This window comes from Sphingopyxis fribergensis (assembly GCF_000803645.1).
GTDB lineage: Bacteria > Pseudomonadota > Alphaproteobacteria > Sphingomonadales > Sphingomonadaceae > Sphingopyxis > Sphingopyxis fribergensis.
On the sequence record NZ_CP009122.1, the window covers coordinates 912,998 to 936,593 of the forward strand.

Annotated in this window: 14 protein-coding genes; 7 read left to right on the forward strand and 7 right to left on the reverse strand. The window is 65.6% G+C overall.

The window, feature by feature from the left end; translation table 11 throughout:
- Positions 1-6 precede the first annotated feature (6 nt).
- Together SKP52_RS04305 and SKP52_RS04310 are read left to right on the forward strand one after the other, a co-directional pair.
- On the forward strand, positions 7-1,941 hold the full coding sequence (locus SKP52_RS04305) for a cytochrome c3 family protein (RefSeq protein ID WP_039572138.1): 1,935 nt from the start codon (positions 7-9) through the stop codon (positions 1,939-1,941).
- Between the two features lie 43 nt (positions 1,942-1,984).
- Positions 1,985-2,836 carry a metallophosphoesterase gene (locus SKP52_RS04310; protein WP_039572141.1) on the forward strand — a complete coding sequence of 284 codons (852 nt, stop codon included), beginning with the start codon at positions 1,985-1,987 and terminating at the stop codon, positions 2,834-2,836.
- Here SKP52_RS04310 and SKP52_RS04315 read toward each other — a convergent pair.
- The 7 genes from SKP52_RS04315 to SKP52_RS04345 form a co-directional block, all read right to left on the reverse strand.
- On the reverse strand, positions 2,830-3,774 hold the full coding sequence (locus SKP52_RS04315; RefSeq protein WP_039572143.1) for a D-2-hydroxyacid dehydrogenase: 945 nt from the start codon (positions 3,772-3,774) through the stop codon (positions 2,830-2,832). The genes SKP52_RS04310 and SKP52_RS04315 overlap by 7 nt on opposite strands.
- A 112-nt stretch (positions 3,775-3,886) precedes the next feature.
- Positions 3,887-5,428 (reverse strand): cysteine--tRNA ligase, encoded by a 1,542-nt coding sequence (locus SKP52_RS04320; RefSeq protein ID WP_039572146.1) that lies wholly within the window; start codon positions 5,426-5,428, stop codon positions 3,887-3,889.
- Positions 5,429-5,477: 49 nt separating this feature from the next.
- On the reverse strand, positions 5,478-11,771 hold the full coding sequence (locus SKP52_RS27195; protein WP_039572149.1) for a hypothetical protein: 6,294 nt from the start codon (positions 11,769-11,771) through the stop codon (positions 5,478-5,480).
- 28 nt (positions 11,772-11,799) lie between these two features.
- Positions 11,800-13,620 (reverse strand): ShlB/FhaC/HecB family hemolysin secretion/activation protein, encoded by a 1,821-nt coding sequence (locus tag SKP52_RS04330; protein WP_052207800.1) that lies wholly within the window; start codon positions 13,618-13,620, stop codon positions 11,800-11,802.
- 182 nt (positions 13,621-13,802) lie between these two features.
- Positions 13,803-14,561 carry a hypothetical protein gene (locus tag SKP52_RS04335; RefSeq protein ID WP_039572153.1) on the reverse strand — a complete coding sequence of 253 codons (759 nt, stop codon included), beginning with the start codon at positions 14,559-14,561 and terminating at the stop codon, positions 13,803-13,805.
- Entirely contained in the window at positions 14,548-16,638 is a 2,091-nt protein-coding gene (locus SKP52_RS04340; RefSeq protein ID WP_039579759.1) for an adenylate/guanylate cyclase domain-containing protein, read from the reverse strand. The genes SKP52_RS04335 and SKP52_RS04340 overlap by 14 nt, the downstream gene beginning before the upstream one ends.
- Positions 16,639-16,642: 4 nt before the next feature.
- Complete coding sequence (locus SKP52_RS04345) at positions 16,643-19,732, reverse strand: CHAT domain-containing protein (protein ID WP_052207802.1); 3,090 nt, start codon at positions 19,730-19,732, stop codon at positions 16,643-16,645.
- Positions 19,733-19,939: 207 nt separating this feature from the next.
- Here SKP52_RS04345 and SKP52_RS04350 point away from each other — a divergent pair, with 207 nt between their 5' ends.
- From SKP52_RS04350 to SKP52_RS04370, 5 genes are all read left to right on the forward strand, one after another.
- A complete protein-coding gene (locus SKP52_RS04350) occupies positions 19,940-20,266 on the forward strand; it encodes a DUF1476 domain-containing protein (protein WP_039572156.1) in 327 nt (108 codons plus the stop codon).
- A 4-nt stretch (positions 20,267-20,270) separates the two neighbouring features.
- Positions 20,271-20,504, forward strand: a complete 234-nt coding sequence (locus SKP52_RS04355) for a BolA/IbaG family iron-sulfur metabolism protein (RefSeq protein WP_039572159.1) — start codon at positions 20,271-20,273, stop codon at positions 20,502-20,504.
- 47 nt (positions 20,505-20,551) lie between these two features.
- Positions 20,552-20,884, forward strand: coding sequence for a Grx4 family monothiol glutaredoxin (gene grxD / locus SKP52_RS04360; RefSeq protein WP_039572162.1), 333 nt, complete (start codon positions 20,552-20,554; stop codon positions 20,882-20,884).
- 661 nt (positions 20,885-21,545) lie between these two features.
- Positions 21,546-21,914: a BlaI/MecI/CopY family transcriptional regulator gene (locus tag SKP52_RS04365; RefSeq protein WP_039572165.1), complete on the forward strand. Its 369-nt coding sequence runs from the start codon at positions 21,546-21,548 to the stop codon at positions 21,912-21,914.
- On the forward strand, positions 21,911-23,566 hold the full coding sequence (locus tag SKP52_RS04370) for a M56 family metallopeptidase (protein ID WP_039572168.1): 1,656 nt from the start codon (positions 21,911-21,913) through the stop codon (positions 23,564-23,566). Before SKP52_RS04365 ends, SKP52_RS04370 begins: the two co-directional genes overlap by 4 nt.
- Positions 23,567-23,596 lie beyond the last annotated feature (30 nt).

The following is a 23,596-nucleotide window of genomic DNA, read 5'->3' on the forward strand; positions in this document are numbered from 1 at the left end:
GGGACCATGAGCTTCATCCTGCGCCGTATTTCGACGACGAAGACCGGCAAACAGATCATCCGCGACACGCCGCTGCCCGGCGACACGATCACCCTCGGGCGTGAGGGCAGCAACGTCATCCACATCGCCGACCTGGCGGTGAATCCGCACCATGCGACGATCAGCAGCGCCGATGGCCGCCACGTCCGCGTTGCGGCGAGCGAGGGGCTGGGCTTCGATTTTAATGGTCGCTCGGTCGATGCGGCAGAGGTCGACAGCGCAGCAGGCGCCGAACTGCGCTTCGGTGGCCACCGGCTGACTATCGCGCGCGAGGGCGAGAATATCATCCTGCTCGTCGAGCGCATCGACGAGTTGTCGCAATCGTCGAAGGACGTCGACGAGGCCAAGGCCTTCTCGCTCCAAGGCGTCATGCTCGGCAAGCGCTTGGGGGCGTGGGTGTTCGGCGTGCTGATGCTGCTCGCCTTCCTGATCGGGCCAATCTGGGCGTGGTACAGCTACAAGAGTGTGAATGAACGCCCCGACGGCTATCATGCCGACAGCGCGTGGCTATCGGGCCCATTGTCGAGCGCGCACGCGAGCCTGAAGAACGACTGCCAGTCGTGCCATGTCGAACCCTTTGTGGCAGTGACCGACAAGGCGTGCGTCGGCTGCCACACGGGTGAGCACAAGACGATGAGCATGGCACACGCCAATGCGCCGACCGCGATGCTGCTCGCGGCGCGGCATCCGCCAGGGATCGGTGAAAAGGTACTGGCGGGCTTTGCCAAGACCTTCAACAAACCGCAGGGGCGCTGCGTCGAGTGCCACACCGAGCATGAGGGTTCGGGGCCGATGCCCGCGACGCCGCAGAAATTCTGCGCCGATTGCCATAACGGCATGTCGGCGCGGCTGAAGACGGCGGGGCATCCGACGATGCTGGCCGATGCCGCCGATTTCGGCACCGGCCACCCCGAATTCCGCCCGCTTATCCGCGCGGCGCCCGGAGCGAAGCTGGCGCGCGCCGCGCCGGGCAAGGGGACGGTCGATTATAATGGCCTGAAATTCCCGCATGACGTGCATCTGCAGGCGACCGGCGGGGTCGCGCGCATGGCGGCGAGTTTCCGCGGCCGTTATGACTTCGGTAAGAAGCTGGAGTGCCAGAATTGCCACCGCGTCGAGGCCGACGGGGTGCGCGTCAAGCCGGTCGAAATGGAGCGCGACTGCGCGATGTGCCACAGCCTCGCGTTCGAGACCGTCGGCGGGGTGACACGCACGCTGCGCCATGGTGAGCCCGACCAAGTGGTCGCCGACCTCACGGCTTATTATCGCTCGGCGCCGCCGGCGCGGCCGCTCCAGCTCGGCGGGATGCAGCGACGGCGGCCGGGCGCCTATGCCGAAGGCCAGGTGTATAATATCTATTTCAACGAAGTCGCGACACGGCCCAGCCGCGCGCAGGATGCGGTGCGTGCGGTCTTCTCGAAGGGCGGCGCCTGTTACGACTGTCACACGATCTTTGCGCCGCAGGCAGGCACCAACTGGCGCGTCGCCGCGGTCAACCAGACCCCGCGCTACTTGCAAAAAGGCTGGTTCGACCATGACGCGCACCGGGAGACCGATTGCGCCGACTGCCACACCGCCGCACCCGCTTCGAAAACGTCGACCGACCTGCTCGTTCCGGGGCTGCGCCAATGCCGCGACTGTCATGTCGGCGAAGGCGGCGCGCGCGTCGTGAAGGTCGAAACCGCGACCGAATCGCCGTGCGCGATGTGCCATGAATATCATTCGGACGGAGGCAAGCCATGGATGCCGCCGCGTCAACGCAAGAAAAACACCGCCGCAATTACAAATAAACCTCTACGCAGTACCTTTGGTGTGAGCGTGATCACAGGAACCGGCGGGCGGGGCCTTTACGAAGTGACGTGGCGCACACCTTCCTTGCATACGGCAAGGCGGGGCGGGTAGGTTTTGGAGGGCCGGGGCGAACTGGCCGGAGCAGGGGACGGATATGCTGATCGCACAGATCACAGATATCCATATCGGGTTCGATCCGGACAATCCGGCCGAATATAACCGCAAGCGCCTCGACGAGGTGCTCGACGTGCTGATTGAGGGTCCGAACCGGCCCGATTTGTTGCTCGCCACCGGCGACCTGACCGACCGCGGTGACGAGGACAGTTATCGCCGCCTAGCAAACGCCTTTTCACGCTGCCCCTTTCCGGTGTGGCCGAGCGTCGGCAACCATGATCTGCGCGACAATTTTCACGCCCGCTTTCCGGGTTTCGACGACGGCAACGGCTTTGTCCAATATGCGATCGAACTGCCCGAGATGCGGCTGGTGACGATCGACACTCTGGAGGAAGGGCGTCATGGCGGCGCTTATTGCGAGCAGCGCGCGACGTGGCTCGACGCCGAACTGGCGAAGGATCCGGCCAAGCCGACGTACATCGTGATGCACCACCCGCCGGTGGAAAGCGGGATCGAGTGGATGAACACCGATCCCGACGAACCTTGGGTCGGCATGTTCACCGACGTCGTGCGCCGGCATTCGCAGGTTCGCGGGCTGATTTGCGGGCATCTGCACCGCAGCGTCACCGTCGCGTGGGAAGGCCGCACCGTCGCAATCTGCTCGTCGACCGCGCCGCAGGTGTCACTCGACCTTCGGCCCATCGACGAGAACAAGCCCGACGACCGCCCGATGATCGTCGCCGAAGATCCCGCCTATGCGCTCCACCGCTGGAACGGGCGCGAGCTCGTCAGCTTTTACGATCATGCCGGGGCGCACACGATGCTTGCCAAATATGACGAGCGGCTGCAGCCGCTGGTGCGCGAGTTGAAGGCCGAGCGGCCGGGTCAGTAACCCAGCGTCAGGTCCACGCGCGGATCGACGGCTTCGCCCTTTTTCCAGCGATCGAGGTTTTCGAGAAAGCGCTGCGCCGAACGGACGAACATCTGGTCCTGTGCGCGGCCCGACAGGTGCATGGTGATATGCGCGTTGTCGAGGCTCCACAACGGGTCGTCGGCGGGGAGCGGTTCGGGGGTCGTGACGTCGAGGAAGGCCGAGGCGATCTGCTGTTCATTCAACGCGGTGACGAGCGCGTCCTGATCGACGACGCTGCCGCGCGCGATGTTGATCAGCGTCGCAGTCGGCTTCATCGCCGCGAGTTCGGTGGCGCCGATCATGCCGTCGGTTTCGGGGGTCGCGGGGACCGCGAGGATCACCCAGTCGAAATCGCTTAAGCTGGCGCGCCACTGGTCAGGGGTCAGCGTGTTCGGCCCCGGCGAGCGCCGCACCACGGTGACGTCGACCGCGAACGCCTTCAGCCTTTCCTCGATCAGCTTGCCGATCGCGCCATAGCCGAGCAGCAGCGCCTTCGACCCGAACAGCTCGATCTTGCCCGGCGAATCCATCAGCCATTCGCGGCGCTCCTGCGCGCGGACGACGTCGCGATAGCCTTTGGCGACGGTCAGCATGCCCATCACGACATATTCGGCGATGGTGATCGCGTTGATCCCGGCGCCATTGGTCACGATCGTGCCGCGCTGGTGGAGCAGGTCGAGCGGCATGCCGTCGACCCCGGCATAGATCGAGTTCAGCCATTTGAGGTTCGTCGCGGCGGTGATGATCGCCGACATGTCGCGCTTGTCGTACATGTCGAACCAGCCAATTTCGGCGTAGGGCGCGAGTTCGAGCGCCTCTTCCTTCGACGCGAAGAAGCGCGGTTCGATCCAGTCGGGAAGGCTGTTTTCGAGGAGCGGACGGATGAGGCCCGAAAGGACGGTGACTGTTTTTGGCATTGGTTATGCTCTCCCTTTCCCGTTCGCATCGAGCGAAGTCGAGATGCCGATCAGTTGCGCCCGCCGTCGGGGTGTCTCGACTACGCTCGACACGAACGGAATGCGAGGAGCTTTATCCCTCCAGCCGCCAGTCCCAGCCGAGCGGGTCGCCATCCATCACCTCGACGCCTGCGGCGGTAAGGGTGTCGCGGAGTTTGTCCGAGGCGGCAAAGTCCTTTGCGTCGCGCGCGTCCTTGCGGCGGCGGATGAGCATGTCGATCTCTTCAACGGTGATAGTTGCTGCCTTAGGACGAACACGTAGGCTTTTTTGCGAACGTCGAAGGATGTCGAGTCCCAAGACTTGATCGAGCGTTGCGACGATGTGCCAACGTAGACCGTTATCAATAGACGGATCCTGCAGGACAGTGTCGAGCGTCAAAAGTGCTTTCGGGGTGTTCAGGTCATCCGACATGGCGACGTCAAAGTCTTGAAGATACCCCAGTATCTCTGTTTCGTGCCATTTGTCACGGGGAATAGGCTCGAAAAGGGCTGGGTCATCAACCGGCGTGCCCGTAAGCTCGAATTGTTCTGACTTTCTCTTTTCGACGGTTTTGTACATCCGCTTCAGTCGAGTAAATGCCGCGCCAAGACCTTCCCACGAAAACTCCAGCTCGCTGCGATAATGCGCCTGCAGGCACATCAGGCGATAGGCGAGGGGATGGTAGCCGCGATCGACGAGCAGTTGCAGCCGCAAAAATTCGCCGGTGGACTTTGACATCTTGCCGCCGCGATCGATCAGGAAATTATTGTGCATCCACATCCGGGCGCCCGAATGTTCAGCGCAATCGAGCCCGCCACAACCGCGATACGCCTGGTTCTGCGCGATCTCGTTTGGGTGATGGATCTCGCGATGGTCGATCCCGCCGGTGTGGATGTCGAACGGCATGCCGAGTTCGGCCTCGCCCATCACCGAACATTCGAGGTGCCAGCCGGGCGCGCCGCGACCCCAGGGGGAATCCCATTCCATCTGGCGCGTCTCGCCGACCGGTGTCTTGCGCCAGATGGCGAAGTCGGCGGCGTGGCGCTTGCCTTCGACTTCGTCGATTCGGCCTTCGCCATCATCGGTGACGGCGCGGGCCAGCCGCCCATAGTCGGCCACCGTCGATACGTCGAAATACAGTCCGCTATCGAGTTCGTAGCAATGCGTGTCGGCGATGCGTTTCGCGAACTCGATCATCCGGGCGACATAGTCAGTCGCGACGGTCCATTTTGCGGGATCGCGGACGTTCAGCCAATTGAGGTCGCGCTTGAATTCGGCGGTGTAAAAGGCGGCTACGTCCCATGCAGTCTTGCCTTGCTGCGCCGCCGCCTTCTCCATCTTGTCGTCGCCGACATCGGCATCCGAGGTCAGGTGCCCGACGTCGGTGATGTTGATGATGTGGCGCAGCTTATAGTCCTTGAACTTTAGCGTGCGACCCAGTGTGTCGGCAAAGACATAGGCGCGCATATTGCCGATGTGTTGGAAATTATACACCGTCGGTCCGCACGAATAGACGCGCGCCTCCGGCGGGTTCGCCGGATCACCGGGAACGCCGGGATGGACGGGCTCGAATGTTTCGAGGCTGCGCGTCAGGCTGTTGAACAGCATGAGCGGGGAGGCAGAGGCGTCGATCATAACCCCGCCAATGCCTTGCCCCGATGCGATACGTCAACCAAAAGGCGGTTTACTGCGCCGGCGGCGTCCACAGATCGTCGTTGCCTGCCCCGGTCACCGGATCGTCGAGCAGCGGCTCGCCGGTCAGCGGATCGAGATCGCGCATCGTGATCAGCGCCTGCGGCAGGTTGTTGCCGTCGCCATTACCGTCATCGTCGCCTTCGACCTCTTCCTGGATCACATCCTGGACAGGGAAGTTGTTTTCAAAGTCGATGGTCACGGTGGTGCAGGCGGTCGGGCTGGCGATGAAGCAGCCGTTGAACGTCGACCGCGGATCGAAACTGCCAGTGACCGGTGCCGCGCCGCCGATGGTCAGGGCCGGGATGACGTCGATCCCGGTGAGCTGGCCGTTCGCGCCCAACTGGACGCCGTTGATGACGATGCGCGATGGCCCGGCGGTGACCACATCGAGCCCGCCGGCGCCGAACGTCAGACCACGGCGCTGGTCGAAATCGGTGCCCGCGCCGCTGTTCTGGACATAAAAGCCGCCCGCGACTTCGGCGCGGATCCCGCGCGCGAAAAGCGCACCTTCGTCGAGCACGACGCCGTCATTATCGCCGAGGCGGGCGTTGATAGCGTTGGTCGTCGTCGCTGCGCCGACGGCGGTGATCGCCGCCTCGGTCGCGACGATGATGTCGTCGGAGACCATGTTGAGTCGGCCCGCCGCGTTGGCACCGTTGACCAGCCGCACCGTGCCGCGGCCGAGGATGACCTCGATCGCTTCGCCGGCGAGGAGGTTGAGCGCGTTGGCATCGGTGAGGTCGGTGAGTTGGACATTGCCAATCACGCGCATCTTGCCCGGGGTGCGGATCGTCAGCGCGCCATTGGCGCCGAGGTTCGATCCCGCGGCGCCGCCGGTCATCGCGAAGCTATCGACAATGACGTCGGGCGGCGCGGTCGATCCGACCGAACCGCCGCTTGCAGCCTGCACTTCGGGCGCGAAGATTTCGATCTGGGTGCCATAGAGGCGTGTCAGTTCGCTGGCGTCGATATGATAGCCATTGGGCCCGTTGGGGCCGGCGGTGCCGCCAACGAAGGTCTGGTTGTCGGGGTTGTTGTTGGCGACCGACAATTGCTGGGTCACACCCGCGGTCCCGACGCGGCCGGTGGCCGCGATGTCGATCCCGCCCGAGGCGAGCGAGATCGCCTGGCCGGTGACGACGCCGTTGATCCCCAGCGACGCAAGCGCCGAGGCATTCAGATCGCCCGCGACGGTGACCGTGTCGAGATTCAGGAAGCCGCCGGTATTTGCAATGATCGCGTTGGCGGCAGTGAGGTTGCCGATGGTCATCGCTTCGCCCTGCGTGGCGAGGTCGGCAGTCCCGGCGACATTGCCTTCGGCGACGGAGAAGTCGCCGCCCCCGCGGACATAGGCATCCCCGACATCGGTGGTCAGCGTGGCAAACTGCATATTGCCGCCGCCTTCGATGCGGATTGCATTGGCGCTGGCATTGATCGGACCCGAGGCGAGGAGGCTGCCGAGTTGGATAGCGCCGTCGCTGCTGTCGAGGTTGGTGGTGCCGAGGACATTGGCGGCGTCCACCGCGATGCCCGCCGCGGCGGTGAGCGTGACGTCCTGCCCCTCGATCGAGGTGATGTCGATCGCATTCGCCGCGGTCAGCGTCGCGTCGCCGAGCGCGCGGACGCCGCCGCCGGTGATGTCCGCCGCGGAATTGACGACGACGTCGCCGTCGGCGCTCAGCGGTGGGACGGCGGTGCCGCCGGTGTCGGTCAGGGCCGCGAGCGTCACATCCTGTGCAGTGATCGTCGCGTTGCGTCCCGCGGCAACCGCGCCTGTCAGGTTGGCGAGGCCAGCGGCATTGACGACGACGTCGCTGAAAGAATCGAGCCCCGCAAGTGTCGTCGCGCCGCCCTGTGTACGGATGCTGCTGTCGCCGTCGGTCGTACCGAAGCCCAGCGTGGTCGCGCCGTTAAGCACAATGCTGTTCGCGGCATTGAGCAGGATGTCGTCGCCCGCCGACAGCGCTGCGGCGTCGATCGCGCCGACGGTAGACGCCATCACGATGTCGGCGCCGTCGATGCCCTGCGATCCTTCGCCCGTGCCGATGGTGAAGGTCGGGCTGCCCGAGGCAGACGAAAAATCGAGGATATGCGTGTCAGCCCCGGCGCCGGTCGTGCGGACATTAAGCGCATCGATGTTGCCCGTGGCACGTACGGTCACGTCGTCGCCGCCCGTGACGTCGGTCAGGCTTGCCGTCGTTCCCGCTATGACCAGGACGTCCTCGCCGGCCGTCCCGCCATCGATCGACGCGGCGCCGCCGGCACTGACGCCGAACATGCGCGCGGCCGAACTGTCGGTCAGCGCGGCATCGCCCGCGGCGATGACGAACAAATTGCCCTGCGCCGCGTTGCCGTTGCCGTCCACATAGCCGCCATTGGCCTGTGCCGATGCATTGATATTGGCGTTTGAGTTCAGGAAGATATCGCCGCCCGCGACATAGGTTCCGGATAGGTCGGCGGCCGAGAAGATCGAGATGGTACCGTCGACGTCGGCGTTATTCATCGAAACCGCCCCGCCGGTGCCAAAGGCGAAGAAGGAGGCGTCGCCGGTGACATTGCCGGTAAGCGCGATGCTGTTGGCGAACAGGTTGATGTCGCCGCCCGCGGCGATCGATCCGCCGCTGATGCCCTCGGCGCCGGCGGTCGTCCCGTCCGCCGAAAGCCCGACGGTCAGTCCGGCGGTAATCGCGTTGAAGGCGATCGACTGGCCCTGAATTTGCACAAAGCCGCCCGCGGTCGAATTGCCGAGATCGACCGCGCCTGGAGAGGTGATCGAAATATCGCCGCCGGTGATGATCGAATTGAGCCCGGTGCGGAAGCTGCCCGCGGTCGCGGTAAAATCATTCACCGCCTCGGCATGTTCGACGCTGGTGGCGCCAAGGCTATTGAGAAGGATGTCGTTGCCATCGAGGCGGTCGACGCCGATCGTTCCGGTGGCCCCCGAAACGGTCAGCGAAAGCACGTCGCCGGCACCGAGCAGACTGCCCGGCGCGGCGCTGATGCTGGTCAGCGCGGTCGCGATCAGGCTGTCGCTGGCGCGGATAGTCGGCGCTATGCCCTCGCGGAACTCATGCCGAATGTCGATCTGGTCGCCGGCGGCGATCGTCAGGATGCCATCGACGTCGAAGATGCCGTTCGCCTCCGCATAGATGCCGACCGAGCCGTCGGTGATCAGCGTGACGTCGCCCTGGCTCGAAATCGTGCCGCCAGTTGGCGCGATGAATATGCCTGCGAGCGCCTCTTCGGTGTCATTGTTCGTCGGCGCGGCAACGCCCAGCGCTTGAGCGTCGAGTCCCGCGAAGCTGATATTGCCGCCTGCGCGCAATTCGATGCGGCCGGCAATATCGCCGTTCGCGGTTATGCTGGTCGGGCCAAGGTCGATCTGGCCTGACCCGGACGCGCCGGGCGCCGTTTCGATCACGATGCGGCCGCCCACGGTGCCGCTGGGGGCTCCGTTTGCGCCGTTCGCGCCGCCGCCCTGACCGAGTCCGCCGATGCCGACCTCGCCCGAGATTCCGTTCGCAGTGATGTCGATGGCTTCGGCATTTGAACTGATCGTGCCGCCCGTGGCGATCAGGCGTACGGTTCCGCCGGTTCCGCCACCGCCATTCCCGCCATTGCCCGCCTGATTGTCGGTGACATCGACGGCGTTGCTTCCCGCGCCGCCGATCCCGCCGCGTCCGACACTGCCGAGGACGACGCTGTCGCCGGCGACGAGGCCGAGTGTCACGACGGCACCCTCGTTGGCGGCAACTTCGATAGCGCCCCCCTGGCCGTTGCCGCCGTTGCCGCCGTCCGGCGCGATAGTGGGGAAGGAGCCGAAGCTCAGACCGCCGGCGCCGCCATTGCCACCGACCCCACCGTTGATGAAATTGGTTTCGAGAACCGTCAGGCTCGCGCCCGCGCCATCGGCGAGCATGCGCGACGTTCCGCCTGCGCCGTTGCCGCCATTGCCGCCCGCGCCGTCGTAGCCGCCCGCGCCATTGCCGCCGGTGCCCGTCGAATCGAGCGTGACGGCGAGTTCACCGGCTTCGAAACCGGTGACGATCGCCTGCGCGGTGCCGCCGAAGCCGTCGCCGCCCAGGCCGCCGACATTGTGGTCGCCGCCTGCGCCGCCGGTTCCGCGCGCGATGCTGTTTGCGATGCTGACACTGTCGATCGGTGCCTGAAGCGCGATCGTCGCGATGCCGCCGCGCCCGACGCCGCCGGTTCCGCCGACGCCCACGCCAGTTGCGCCGCCGCTGCTGCTCGAGAAAAAGCTGCGGCCGCCTTCGCCGCCGATGCCCGATGCGTTGGCGATCATGCTGCTGGCGGTCGTCGTGCCGCCGCGGAGGTTCACCGTCGCGTCGCCACCGACCCCGTCACCGCCCGCGCCCGGTGTGCCAGGCATACCGCCGAAGCTCGAGAAATTTTGGAATTCGCCGCCGACACCGCCGGTGCCGATCGCGCTCGCCTGGATCAGGGGCGCGCCGACGATCGCGGTCCCTTCGATATTGATCGTCGCGCTGCCGCCGCGGCCAATACCGCCAATACCGCCCGGAATGATGTTCAGCGGGTCGTCGTCCGTGCCGAGCGATCCCACGCCGCCCAAGCCGTCGGCGGTTGCCATGATGTCGGCGGCGTTGATCGAGCCGCCGAGCAGGTTGATCGTTGCTGTGCCGCCAGCGCCCAGGCCAGACTGGCCCTGAACGACACCGCCGAAGCCATCGGCGCTGACTCGCAGAGAATCGACGTCCACTGCGCCACCGGTCTGGATGAAGGTCGCGGTGCCGCCGACGCTGAGACTGTTGTCACTGGTCGCGCCGCTCGGTTCCTCGTCAGAGATGCCGTTCGCTTCGACGGTGACGCCCGCCGTGGTCACGCTGCCGCCAGAGATCGTCAGGCTGGCGGTACCGCCCTGGCTGTTGCCGGTCACCGCGTCGGGGACTCCCGATGCCCGGATCGTCAGGCCGCCGGACGCCGAGAGCGCGCCGCCCGAAACATTGATCGCGGCGCTCCCCGGCGCGCCGCCCCGTCCGCCCGACTCGACGGTGAATGCGCCCGTCGCGCCACCCTGCTGGCCCGCGCCGATGTTGATCGTCGCGCTGGCGTCGCCGATGAAGGTCCCGCTGCCCTCGACGGAAAAGCGGCCCGCCGACGACAAGGGCGGGGGGGCACCCGGTACCGTCTGCGTCGGGGTGGCGACAAAGGCGCCGCTGGCGCGTGCGACCGTGTTGCTGCGGAACAGCGTGTCGCCGGCGGTGATGTTTGCGGCGGTCGCATTGACGGGCGCGGTCGCCAGTTCGCCGCCGACGATATTATAGCCCGCCGACAGGCGCACCGCGCCGTCGGGATCGATCTGCGCCGACAGCGCATCGTCATATCCGATGGCTCCCGACACCAGCATCGTGACGGCGTCATTCTTGGGAATGGCGACCATATAGATGAGGCTCTGATTGCCATTGCCATCCAGATGCGCGGGGCCCGTCGTCGTGCCGGTGTGCGTAATTGCGTTGCCGCCCTCTGCCCCCGTAGTGACGTTGATGTCGAAGAGGCCGCCGTTGATCCGGATATCCGCCTGTTCCGCCGCGACATAGGCGGCCGATCCGTCGACGCGCACGGCGCCCGCCTGCACGACGCGCGGGGCGACCAGTGCGACATAGGCACTGCCGGGGCTGACCGCATTGTTCGCGTTGATGGCGCCGTTCACGGTGATGGCCGAGGTGCTGCCCGAGGCGCCGTTGAAACGGATCGTGCCGCCCGGACCGAACAGGCCGCCGGCGGTGATGATGTCGTTCGTGGTCAGCACGAGGCTGCCGACATTGATCACGCCCGTCGCTCCGATCAGGATGCCGCCCGCGTTGTAGAACCAGATATTGCCGCCGCGCTGCCCCGATGTCGCGGTATCGATGCTGTTGACCGTTCCGTTAAGCGCGATCTGGCGGCTCAGCGCGCCGCCGCCGCCATCGACGAAGCGATTGAGTACGGTGTAGTCGCCGCTGCCGTTAAAGGTCAGCGAGTTGCCCGCGGGCAAGAAATCGATTGCGCCGCCGGCCGGTGCCGTGTCGGTCGGGGTCCAGTTGATGATCGTCTGGTTGCCCGTCGTATCGACGGTCGTGGCGCCGGGCCCCGGCGGTGAAATCGTCGGGATGCTGAGCCCGGGACCGGTAACCGCCTGACCCGTTCCGGCGACCTGCGCCCGCGCCGGCCCGCCGTAGGCGAGGGCGGCGAGCCCGGCCATGATCGCACAGCTTTCGAGCAGATGGCGCCTGTCGTTGCGGAGCGGTGTGGCGGTGGCACGCATGGCGGTTGTCCTCGATGCAAATGTCATGTCAGCGTGCCCAGACGCCGAATTGGGTGGTCAGCGACACGAGCAGCCGCGGATCGGGCTTTTCGGCCAGAAAGCCGCCGCGATTGAGAGGGACCGCCAGCGTCATGTCGAGCCGTCCCAAATCGCCATAGGCGACACGCACGCCGCCCCCGGCCGAATAGAGTTTCTGCGGGTCGAGCCCGTCGAACGCGGTATCCTTGTTCCACACCCACGCGGCGTCGAAAAAGACGAAGGGCTGGAAGGCAAGGCTTTTCGTGTTCGCGGGAACGAATGATCCGTAGCGCGCTTCCAGCGCCACCGCGACGCCGCTGTCGCCGATGATCGTGCCCGGGTCGAACCCGCGTCCGACGGTGAAATTGCCGCCCGAAAACTCCTCATAGGCGAGCAAGGGATCGTTCGCCCATTGCGCGCGCGGCGCCGCCGACAGCGTGAACAGTTTGGCCGGGCGCCATTCTGCAAGCGCATTGGCGCGGACAAGGAAGGCGTCGGGTTGGCCCTCGACGCGGGTGAGCGGCACCGCGCCAGGCAGGAAACAGGCTGTGCCGCCGGGGCCGCAATCGTCGCTGGCGCCGAGGAAGGAGGTGCCCTTGCGCGCTTCGAGCGAGGTCGAAAGCGACCAGCGCGGTTCGCTGGGGCTGTAACCGCTGCGCCCGGCGATCGAGCCGGGGTCGATCCAGCTCGCGTCGGCGCGGAGGTTGAAGACGCGGAGCCGGTCCCGGTTGATCGGAATGCCGGTCAGGCTGATGTCCTGGTCGATGATATCGAGCCCGCCGCCGACCGTCACACGCCGCGCCTGCGCAAGCACGAGCGGATAGGCGGCGAACAGGCTGACGATCTGGGTGTTCGATTTGACCGGGAAGCCGGTGATGTCGGGGCGCGTCCACGCATAAGTATAGTTGGCACCAAAGCGCAGACCTTCGCCGCCGACCCGGAATTCATGGCCGACCTGGACGACCTTCTGTTCGTCGAAATCGGGGGTCGAATAAAAGCTGACCGTGGTGAGGTCGCCCATGCCGGTGAGTCCCGCGAAGCGTGCGCGCGCGATGCCGCCCCAGCGGCCGACGTCGCGCGACCCGAAATTCTGGGCGTTGAAGTCGAACGTGAAGGGCGTGCGCGTCACGATGACCTCGCCGACGACTTCGCCGGGGACCGCGCCGGGGCGCAGCGTCAGGCGCGCGTCCATCCCCGGGATATCGCGCGCGAGCAGCAGGTAGCGTTCGGCGTCGACAATATTGAACACCGGCGCATCGTCGAGCCGCGACAGATAGCGCTGGAGCAGCCTTTCGTTGGCACCGGCATCGCCGCGTACCTCGATCCGCGCCATGCGTGCGGTCAGAATGTCGAGCCGGACGACGCCATCGCCGATCGTTTGCGGCGGGACGCGGACCGCCGCCAGATAGCCTTGCGACCGCAACATTGTCGCGGCGCGGTCGCGAATGTCGCACACGGCCGAAATCGGCAGTTCCTGCCCGACGCGGTCGGACCAGCTTGGCGCAAGCGTCGCGGCGTCGATGCCCTCGGCGCCTGAAAATTCGACCCCGCGCAGCGTGAAGCGGACGTTGGCGAATTCGGGATTGGCGAGCGGGCAGGGCGCGCGCTCGATGCCGTCGTCGACCGCGACGACCTGTTCGCTCGGCGGTGCGGCGGGGGCGATCGTCGGGCGTTGGATTTCCTCGCGCGTCGGGATTTGCGGGGTTGCCTGTGCCAGCGCGGCGACGGGCAGGGCGGCAACGATCAACCCCGTCGAACCAGCCAGAACCCGGCGGATCTTGGCCCGCTTGGGCCGTGCGACCCCGATATCAAAATCCCCCGAAACGCTCATCACCACCCCTTGCGCGCAGACGCCGCCGCGAGAATCGCGGTGCGCCAATTTCACTGGCTCCACCGGAAACCGGCAGGGCGAATTGCGACCCAAGGAAAGGCTCCGCCGATTGGATGGCGGAATTTCCTCAGAAGATTATCAGACGGACAGGGCGGCGACAATGGCCGCCCCGTCCGTTCGCCTCATCCCGCCTCGGCTTCCGACATCGTGTCGACAAGGCGGTTTAGCTGTGGCGAGCAGCCCTTGGTCATCAGCATGTCGATCGATCCCTCGACCGTGTCTGGCGCATTTTCCACCGCCGAGAAACGCACCGTTACAGGCTTGGCGAGACCGCCGCCCGACAGGCGATAATCGGTGCCATATTGCACCGGCAGCACATCGGTCGGCCATTTGCGGAAATTCGCGCCATCGACGATTGCGACGGTCGTCTTCTTACCGCCGCTTTCGATCTCGAGCGCGGTGTCGCCTTCCATGTTCGGGCGCCACAGCATCAGTACGGCGGGATCGAGGACGCAAAAGGTTCCGGCTTCGCGATAGTCGAGAAGCCACAGGTTCGGCGCACGGATATCGGCGGGCGTTTCGTCGCCCGGGCCCCGCGAAAACCCGCCGCGCGACCGCATCGTCGGGCCCTTCGCAAGCATGCGCGTCACATTGCCGCCGAGCGACTGGCTGGCCTGCACCGTGCCCGTCGCCCCGAAAGTGCCGGGCCCCGACAGCGTGCGCGTCTTGCCCGCCTGCATCAGCACAACCTTGTCGCCTGCGACAAGGGTGAGCTTGTCGGCGGATTTCAGCTTCGCGCCGGTCGGATATTTGCTTGCCGACGGGCCGGTCGAGCGGACCACCATCGATTGGGCGGCTGCGGTGCCGACCATGGCGATGGCGACCACTGCAGCGGCGGCGGAGAGGCCGAGGCGGCGCATCCGGAAATCAGGAAAGGACATAGCTTTCTCCCTCTTTTGTCTCGTTCAGGCGTTCTATCAGAAACATGATGGATGGATCCTGACCGAAATCCGCCTGTATTGCTGTGGCACAGGTCACATAGGTTTTTTTGTCGTCCGCGGTGTGCGCGGCGACCAGTGCGGTGATGCGCGCGCGCTGATCCGGGGCGAGGTCGGGGCGCGGGGTGAAGACATCGACGGGCTGCGCCCGGCCGCGCAGCGTGACGCGGCCCATCGGCACCAGATCGTCGCGGCCCGATCGCGCCGCCGCCTCGGCCGAAATCAGCACTCCGGTTTTTAGGCCCTTGTTCGCCGCCTCGAGCCGCGACGCGGTGTTCATGCTGTCGCCGAGCGCGGTGTACTGGATGCGGCCCTCGCCGCCGAAATTGCCGACGATCGCATCGCCGACGTGGAGCCCGACGCGAGTCATCCCGATCGGCGGGACGTCCGCGCCCGCCAGGTCGACGCGATATTTTTCGCCCGCCTGATACATCGCCAGCGCGGCCGCCGCCGCGCGGGGGCCGTCGTCGGGACGGCTGAGCGGCGCGCCCCAGAAGGCGACGACCGCGTCGCCGACGAATTTGTCGATCGTCCCGCCATGTTCGAGCACGATGTCGGAGAGGCGGTCGAGATATTCGTTGAGCAGCCGCGCGACGGTTTCCGGGGTCACGGCATGGCTGAGCTTCGTAAAGCCTTCGAGGTCGGTGAAGACGCAGAAGATATTCCGCCGCTCGCCGTGGAGCGACAGCTGGTCGGGGTCGCGCAGGATCTGTGCCGCGACGTCGGCGGGCAGATATTTCCCGAGCGCCGACTGCGCAAAGGCGCGCTGGCGCGACCCGACGGTGCGTGCCGCGGTGCCGACGGCCGCATAGCCGAACAGCCAGCCGATCGCCCAGCCAAAGGTCGGGAGCGTCGTCGTGTCGACGCCGCGCCCTTGCAGCCAGAAGGGGAAGGCGATGAAGAAAGCCATCTGGCCGAGGAAGGCGAGTGCGACCCAGCGCGCGCGCAGGTCGATCAGGCTGGTCAGCCCGCCCGCGAAGACGATCAGGATCGCGAGTGCCCACAGGGCGGGCCGAGAGATCGGTTTGGTCCACGCCTTGTCGAGCTGCTGCGCCAGCATATGCGCATGAACTTCCAGCCCGATCATCGTTTCATGCTGCCCGGTGATCGCGTCGGGAAAGCGGCTGAGTGGCGTATTGAACTGGTCATTGTCGATGATGTCGCCGCCGATCAGCACGTAGCGACCCTTGACCAGCTCCGAAAAACCGGCGCGCATTTCGGCATCCATCGGCATCGCGAAGGAGTCGATCGGAATATTGGCGAAGACAGGCTCTTCCTGGCCCGCGGCGGCGCGCGCGGGGACGAGGAAGCGGATATTGCCCTGGAAATTCGCATGCGCCGCGTCGACCGGCGCGAGCGCGTTCGCCATCAAAGGCGGCAAATTCTTCGGCCGGTCGGGCCAATTGCGGATCACGCTGTCGTCGTCGGTGCGGAACAATACGCTTGTCGGCTTGGTCTTAGCGGTCGTCACGTCGGCGATATAAGCTTCGAGATATTTCTGTTGTTCGTAGAAGATCGTGTTCGGGTTGCTCGCCTGTTCGGCATAGGCGAGCCACGTCGGGGTCTTCATCGCGCGCAATTGCGCCTTTAGCACATCGTCGTCGGGGCGCGGCGAGTCGAATGCGATATCGATACCGATCGCTTTCGCGCCCATCTGGTCGAGATTGCCGAGTGCGTTCGCGAGGAGGGTGCGGTCGAGCGGCGAGCGGATGCCGGTGTTGAACAGCGTTTCGTCATTATATGTGACGAGGGTGATGCGCTTGTCCTGCTCGACATGCGGCGCCATCAAGGTCGCGCGCGCGTCGTAAAGCGCGCGTTCGGCGGCGTCGATCAACGGCATTTGCCAGCTGAAGCGCGCGATCAGGATCGCGATCAGCAGGAAGGCGATCGTTGCCGCCATCCGCGACGGGCCAAGCTGCATGACCAGCCGGCGCACGCGCTTGCGCAGCGGAACCGCGGCCTGCCGACCGTCCTGCGCGGGCGTGTCCGCCGCGGGTGTAAGAACTTCGGGCGCGTTCATCGGATCAGCGGGCGGCGCGGCCGGCGGCCTCTCCATTGCGGGCGGTTGCCGTGCCGCTGTGGAGCAGCGCCTGGCCGCCGTCGCCGATGATCGCAAAGCCCGCCCAATAATAGGGGTGCGACGTTTGCTGGTCGTCCATCAGGTGCAACTGGGTTCCCCACAGGGCGTCGGCGACGCTCGTGCCCTGATCAGCGGCGAACAGCCCGCCGATCAGCCGCTTGGTCGCGTTGAAATCGTCGGGTGCGGGCCAATGGCTTGCGATCACCGAGCGGCCGCCGGCGCCGATGAAGCTGCGCACCAGCCCGTCGAGCGCATTACCGCCGCCCGAAAGCCCGGCTTCGCGCGTCGCCGCGACGCTCGCCGCGCCGGCGGTGTCGCACGCCGACAGGATGACGAGATCGGCGTCGATCTTGAGGTCGAAGATTTCCTGGAAGGTCAGCAGACCGTCCGAATCCGCTCCGCCGAACGAGGTAATCAGGGCTGGCCGCGCGGGGCAGGCGGGTCGCGGCGCGGTGACAAGGCCGTGCGTCGCGAAATGGATGATGCGATAGTCGCCAAGGTCGGTGCGGCTTTTTACCGCACTGTCGGTGAAGGCACCGCCGGTGAGCAGGGTGCCGGCCTCGCGGCCCATAGCGTTGCGCGCGGTCACCAGTTCGTCGGCCGAGATCGGACGCGACCATTGCGCAACATCCCACAGGCAATCGCCATCGACGCCGCCCGCCGCGCCGCCCCGCGTCCCGAGCGAGGGCAGCCGTGCACCGACGGGCAGATTCTCGCCGAGCCCAAAATATTGATTGCTCGCCTTCGACGGCGCCGCCTGCCGCGCGTTACGGAAGCCGAGGGTGGAGACCGCCGTGCTTGGGCGCGAGGTCCGACCCAGCCATGCGATCTGGCGCATGTCGAACGGATCGGCGTCGGGATCGAGCAGGCGCTGCTCATAGGCAGCAAGCCCGGTGTCGGCCGTGACGAGGAGGTTTATCGGCAGCCGCAGCATCGCGCCGTCGGGTTCGAAGATCAGATGTGCGATGGTGGGTAGCCGCGCTGCAACGGGAGCGAACAACTGGCCATAGAGTTTGTATGAGGTCGCGGCGTCGAACGGATAGGTGACGCGGCGGCCATTTTCGACGATCGAGATGGTCGAACGGATCGTGTCGACCGCGGTGTCGAGCCCCGACGCGCTGATATCCGATTTCCAGAGCTGCGCGCGGGTCGGCTCGATCAGCATCGCATAAACGCCATCGCCGACGACGAGCATCTTCAGATAGGCTTCGTCGGGGCGCAACACCTGCTGCAATTCGGCGAGGTCGAGCTTGCCCGACGCGACGACGCGATATTGCGGGAAAGCCGAAAGCGCGACGACGGTTTCTGCCTGCTGGAACGACAGATTGTTGAGCTGTGCCTTGATGTCGGCGCGCAGAGCGTTGGTTTCGGGTGATTCCGGAAGCTGCGAAAGCCGCGCGTCCTCGATCCGCGCGCGTTCGAGGTCGCGGCCCAGCGTCGTTGCCTGACGGAACAGGCGCGCACCGTCGCTGCTGCCGCCCGACAATTCGCGCGCGAGCACCGCCTGCGTATCGGCGACGCCCGGGCGGATCTGGAGCTGGCTGGCAACGAAGAAATCATCGATCGCTTTGGGGTCGGTCGCCGAACGTGCGGCGAGCAGGCGGTAATAGGGCGCCATCATGTTCGCCATGCCTGCGGTCGAGCGCTGTGTGCTGGCGAGCGCGGTGACGACGTCGCGATAGATGCCCATCGCCTTGTCGTCCTGTCCTTCGCGGGTCAGGAAGGCGGCATAGCGCGCGCGCGCCGAAGCAAGCGCGTTGGTTTCGGGATATTCGACAGCGAGCAGATTCACCGATTCGAGGAAACGTGCATCGGCGGCGGCCTTGTTGCCGGTCGCCTCTTCGGCCAGCGCGAGTTCGCCGAGCATTTGCGAGCGGAGGCGGATGATCGAGGTCACGCGCCCCTCGCGCACTGCGGTCGCGTCGGTCAGTCCTTTGCGCTGTGCGGTCTTCGCCGCCTCGGCATTGCCGCGCAGCCGTTCGACCGTACCGAGCAGGTGGATCGCCTGCGCATCGATGATCTGCGCGCGTTCGAGCGGCGACAGGCGCTCGCGATCGCCCGCCTGGCGGATCACGCGGGCGTTGTCGCCGCTGTTGACCCCCGCGACGATCTGCGGCGTCAGCGTCACCGCGCCGCCCGACACCGTCACACCGGTCGTGAGCGGCGGGAGAGGCGTCTGCAGCCGCGCGGCGGCCCCGTCATAATCGCGCTGGTTGAGCGCGTTGATCGCCCGGAAATTGCGGCGAAGACGCAGCTGGACCGGATCGCCGGTCGGGATCGCCTCGACCTCAGCGAACAGGCGTTCGGCTTCGGCGAATTCGCCGAGGTTCGAGCGTTGCAGCGCGCGGTTCAGCGTGACTTCGGTCGGGTCGATGTCGGCGGCCGATTGTTCTTCGGCGGCGCGGCGCGACAATGCTTCGAAAAATTCAGCCGCCTCGGCATAATCGCCGCTGTGGTTGCGGCGGTATCCCTCGGCCAGTGCCTTGTCGACGTCGATCGTCCCGGCGATCGTCCTCGCGAAACCGTCGTTGCCGCCGACCGATGTCGTGGCGACCTTGATCACGCCCGGCATGACCCTGTGCTGGCGCACCGATTCGAGCGCGAGGTCGAGGGCGTCGGAATAGGCGGCAAAGCCTTCGACGCTATAGGTGACATGGCCCTTGTTCTCGACGCGCGTCTGCCATGCGATATTGCTGCCCTTGAGGGTGCAGGCGCCGTCGGCGGCACAGATGATCGTGTCGGCGCGGGCCTGTTCGATCCGGGCGAGCGCCTCGGCCGAACTCGCGCGGAGCTCGCGAACGGTGCCAACGGGCTGGCTCGCATCGCGGCAGACGATCGTCCAGGCGCGGTCGAACATGCCTTTGACGACGCCGTCGCGCACGGTCGCCTGCACTTCGCAGAGCGAACCGCCCTGATCGCCGATCGAAAAACTGTCGCGCAGCGTGGGGTCGGTGCCCTGCGCCAGTGCGGTTCCGGGTGCGGCAAAAGCCAGCAGCGCCAGAATCGACACTATATGCGGACGTCGAGCGGTCATCACAAATCCCCCAAACACAGACGTAGCGGCGCCGTGCCGACGTGCGGGCAAGGCGGAAACTATATAGCTGCGGTGCGACCCATTCCCTTGGGCCGAAACCCTAAACCCTTCGTAAGCGAAAGGGAAGTGATCTGCAGCACAGGCCGCTTGCGCCGCGGGGGCGCGCCACCTATCTGCAAAGCGACATTTCATTCGGATGAGGACAAAATGAGCGGATTCGACGATCGTGAACGCGCCTTTGAGGCCGAATTTGCCCGCGACCAAGAGGTGCAGTTCCGCATCACTGCGCGGCGGAACCGGCTTGTTGGCGAATGGGCCGCCGAACGCATGGGCCTGACCCCCGAGGAAACCGACGCCTATGCCAAGGCGGTCGTGCAGGCCGATTTCGAGGAAGCGGGCGACGAAGACGTCATCCGCAAACTCGCGGGCGATCTGACCGCGGCGCACGTCGAGATCAGCGACGCCGAAATCCGTGCTGCGCTGAACGAAAAGGCGGTCGAGGCGCGGCGCCAGTTCATGGACAAGCAGGGCTGACCCCATGGGTATGCGCGAGGATGATTTGCGGGCGATGATCGTCGCGGCGTTCCCCGATGCCGAGGTCACGATCACCGACCTTGCCGGCGACAACGACCATTATGCGGCACATGTCGTCAGCGCCACCTTTCGGGGCATGACCCGCGTCGCGCAGCACAAGGCGGTCTATGCTGCGCTTGGCGGGCGCATGGGCGGCGAACTTCATGCCTTGCAATTGACGACCGCCATCCCCTCATAAGGGGCTGACACGAAATTCTCGGCGCCTGGCGCCCCCGGAGACTGATTATGACCGACCCTACGACCCACGACCGCATCTCCAAGCTGGTCGCCGACAATCCCGTCCTGCTCTTCATGAAGGGCACGCCGCTGTTTCCGCAGTGCGGTTTTTCCTCGCGCGCGATCGCGATGCTCGACCGCCTCGGCGTCGAATATGAGACGGTCGACGTGCTGCAGGACATGGAAGTCCGCCAGGGCATCAAGGAATTTTCGGACTGGCCGACGATCCCCCAGCTTTATGTGAAGGGCGAATTCGTCGGCGGATCGGATATCATGATGGAAATGTGGGAAGCGGGCGAGCTTCACACGCTGATGACGGGGATTCCGGCGCGCGCTGAATAAGCCCTATATTTGGCAGATGGCAAAAGCCCGCCCGCGCTTAGGCTCCGGCGGGCTTTCTATTTCCGGCTTTTGGGCTGGTGAGCAGCCATCCCCTACATTCGTCATCTCCGCGAAAGCGGGGACCCAGAGCGTCCGTCGGCTGGCCTGGCGCTGGGTTCCTCCCGCTTTCGCGGAAATGACGAAGCAACAAGTAGAATGGCTGCGTCAGGTCGAAACCGCGCCTTTCGTTTCAGGCTGCGATGAGAATGTCGGCTAGCATCCAATCACGCAAATTTCGCCGTGCTCTTCGGCGCTCCGTGCATGTCATATGGCTGCAAAAGCTTTCGGGGGGCGGGGCCTTTCGGCCGCTCCGCCCCCCGTCTGCATCGGGGGCAAGTGGGGTTTTCCCGGGTGGGGGCAGGGGACATCAGGGACCAGACTGATATCCCCCACCGCTCCATTTGAGCGGAACACTCGGGAACATCTCATACTATACAATTGCCGTGCCAATTTCCGGCCTGCATGGTTTTCGGCGCGAGACGCTGGTTAGCGATTCCTTACCGACATCGCGCGGTGTCAAAAATCCCGACACTTCGCCGTTCAGCTTTGTTCAGGAAGCGTTCAGCCCATTGACTACATTTGTAGTCGCATCGGGATGATGACGCCAATGGGAGGGGTCCGCATGGCAGAACGAGCAAGCGATTCGGAGATGCAGGTGTTGTCGGCGCTGTGGGATGAGGCCCCGCAGACCGCCGCCGACCTGACCTCGCGCATCGGTAAGATCAATGGCTGGACGCAGGCGACGGTGAAGACCTTGCTTGCGCGGCTGGTGCAGAAGGGCGCGGTGACGGCCGAGGCCGATGGCCGGCGCTATCTCTACAGTCCCGCAATCGAACGGGCCGATGCCGTCGGCGAGGAATCGCAGCGCTTCGTCGACCGCCTGTTCGGTGGCCGTGTCAGCCCGCTGATCGCGCATCTCGCCGACCGCGAGGCGCTGACCGACATCGACATCGCCGAGATCGAGGCCTTGTTGAAGAGGCTGAAGTCATGAGCGCCGCGATGCTGCTCCAGGCGTGGGTCGATACGCTCGTCACCACGGGTATCCTGGTCCTTTTGATCCTGATCGTGCGCAAGCCCTTCGCACGCCATTTCGGCCCGCGGCTGACCTATGCTTTGTGGGCGGTGCCCGCGCTGCGGCTGGTGCTGCCGCCCTTGCCCTTTGCCGATCCGGTGGTGATCGTGCCTGAGCCCGCCAGCGAAATGGCGGTGATGGTGCCGGTAGGCCTGCCGGTGGCGGCGCCCGCGGCGGCCGAACCGCTCTGGTCGTTCGCCGAGCTGGTGCCATATTTTTTCGCGCTTTGGGCGGCTGGCATGGTCGCCGTGGTGGTGACCGCCATGATATCGCACCGGCGGTTTCGCCGCGCGGTGCTGGATGAGGCCGTCGAGCTCGAGCCGATCGGCAAGATCCGGCTGGTGATGTCCGATGCGGTCGATGGCCCCGTCGCCTTCGGCCTGTGGCAGCGCTACGTCGCCGTCCCGCACGATTTCTTTGCGCGTTACGTCGCCGAGGAACGCGCACTGGCGATCGATCATGAGCTGTCGCACCACCGCCACGGCGACCTGTGGGCGAACAGCGCGGCGCTCCTTTTGCTCGCCGCGCAGTGGTTCAATCCCTTCGCGTGGCGTGCGATCCGCGCCTTTCGTTTCGATCAGGAGGCGGCGTGCGACGCGCGGGTGCTGACGATGGCCAACTGTGAAGAACGGGCCGAGCGAACCGCGCGCTATGCCACCGCGATCGTCAAGGCCGCGGTCGGCCCGCGCCTGTCGCTCGCCGCGCCGATGGCGGTCCACGATAATCTGCAGGAGAGGCTGACGATGTTGACGCAAGAGGATATTTCAAAAAAGCGCGGACTTGTCGGCCGGTTGCTCATCGGTAGCGCGACGCTGGCCGTGCTCGGCGCGACCGCGACACTCGTCCCCGCTGGGATCGTAGTGGCAAAGGCGCAAACGACCGACCTGGGCGAACCGCCCGCACCCCCCGAACCGCCGCTGCCGCCCAAGGCGCCCGACGCGCCGGGGGTGATGGTCTTTACCGAGCATAGCGACGATACGGCAACCGACGACGGCAAGAAGAAGCGCGAAGTGCACCGCATCGTCATCCGCCGCGACGGCGAAAGCGAGGGCAAGGCACCGGCCGTGATGTTCGCCCCGGCCGATGGCAAGGACAAGATGCGCCGCATCGAAATCCGGTCCCCCGGCGGCCTGTCGCGCGACGATGTCATCGCGACGCTGAAGGAACAGGGCGTCACCGGCGAGCGTGCCGACGCGATCGCCGACAAGCTCGAGGCGAAGCGCAAGGAGCGTATCCGCACCGTCATGGCACCGATGCCGCCGTTGCCCCCGACGCCCCTCCGCACGTGGACGATGGACGGCAAGACGGTGGTCATGGGTAAATGCCGCGACGGCAAGGCGGCGCCGATCGTCAACCGCGACGAAAGCGACGGCAACAAGCGCAGTCACGTCATGATGTTCGCGTGCAGTGATACGGGCGAAGGCAAGGCGGCACGGTTGTCGGCGCTGAAGAAGGCTCGCGAGGCCTTTGCCGAAGGCGAACGCGCGCGCGGCCTGTCCGAAGACATGCGCGCCAAAGTCGCCGCCGACCTCGACAAAGCGATCACCGAAATCGAGAAATCGGGCAACTGAGCCCGAGCAGCTTCACCGCCGGCTTTTGCT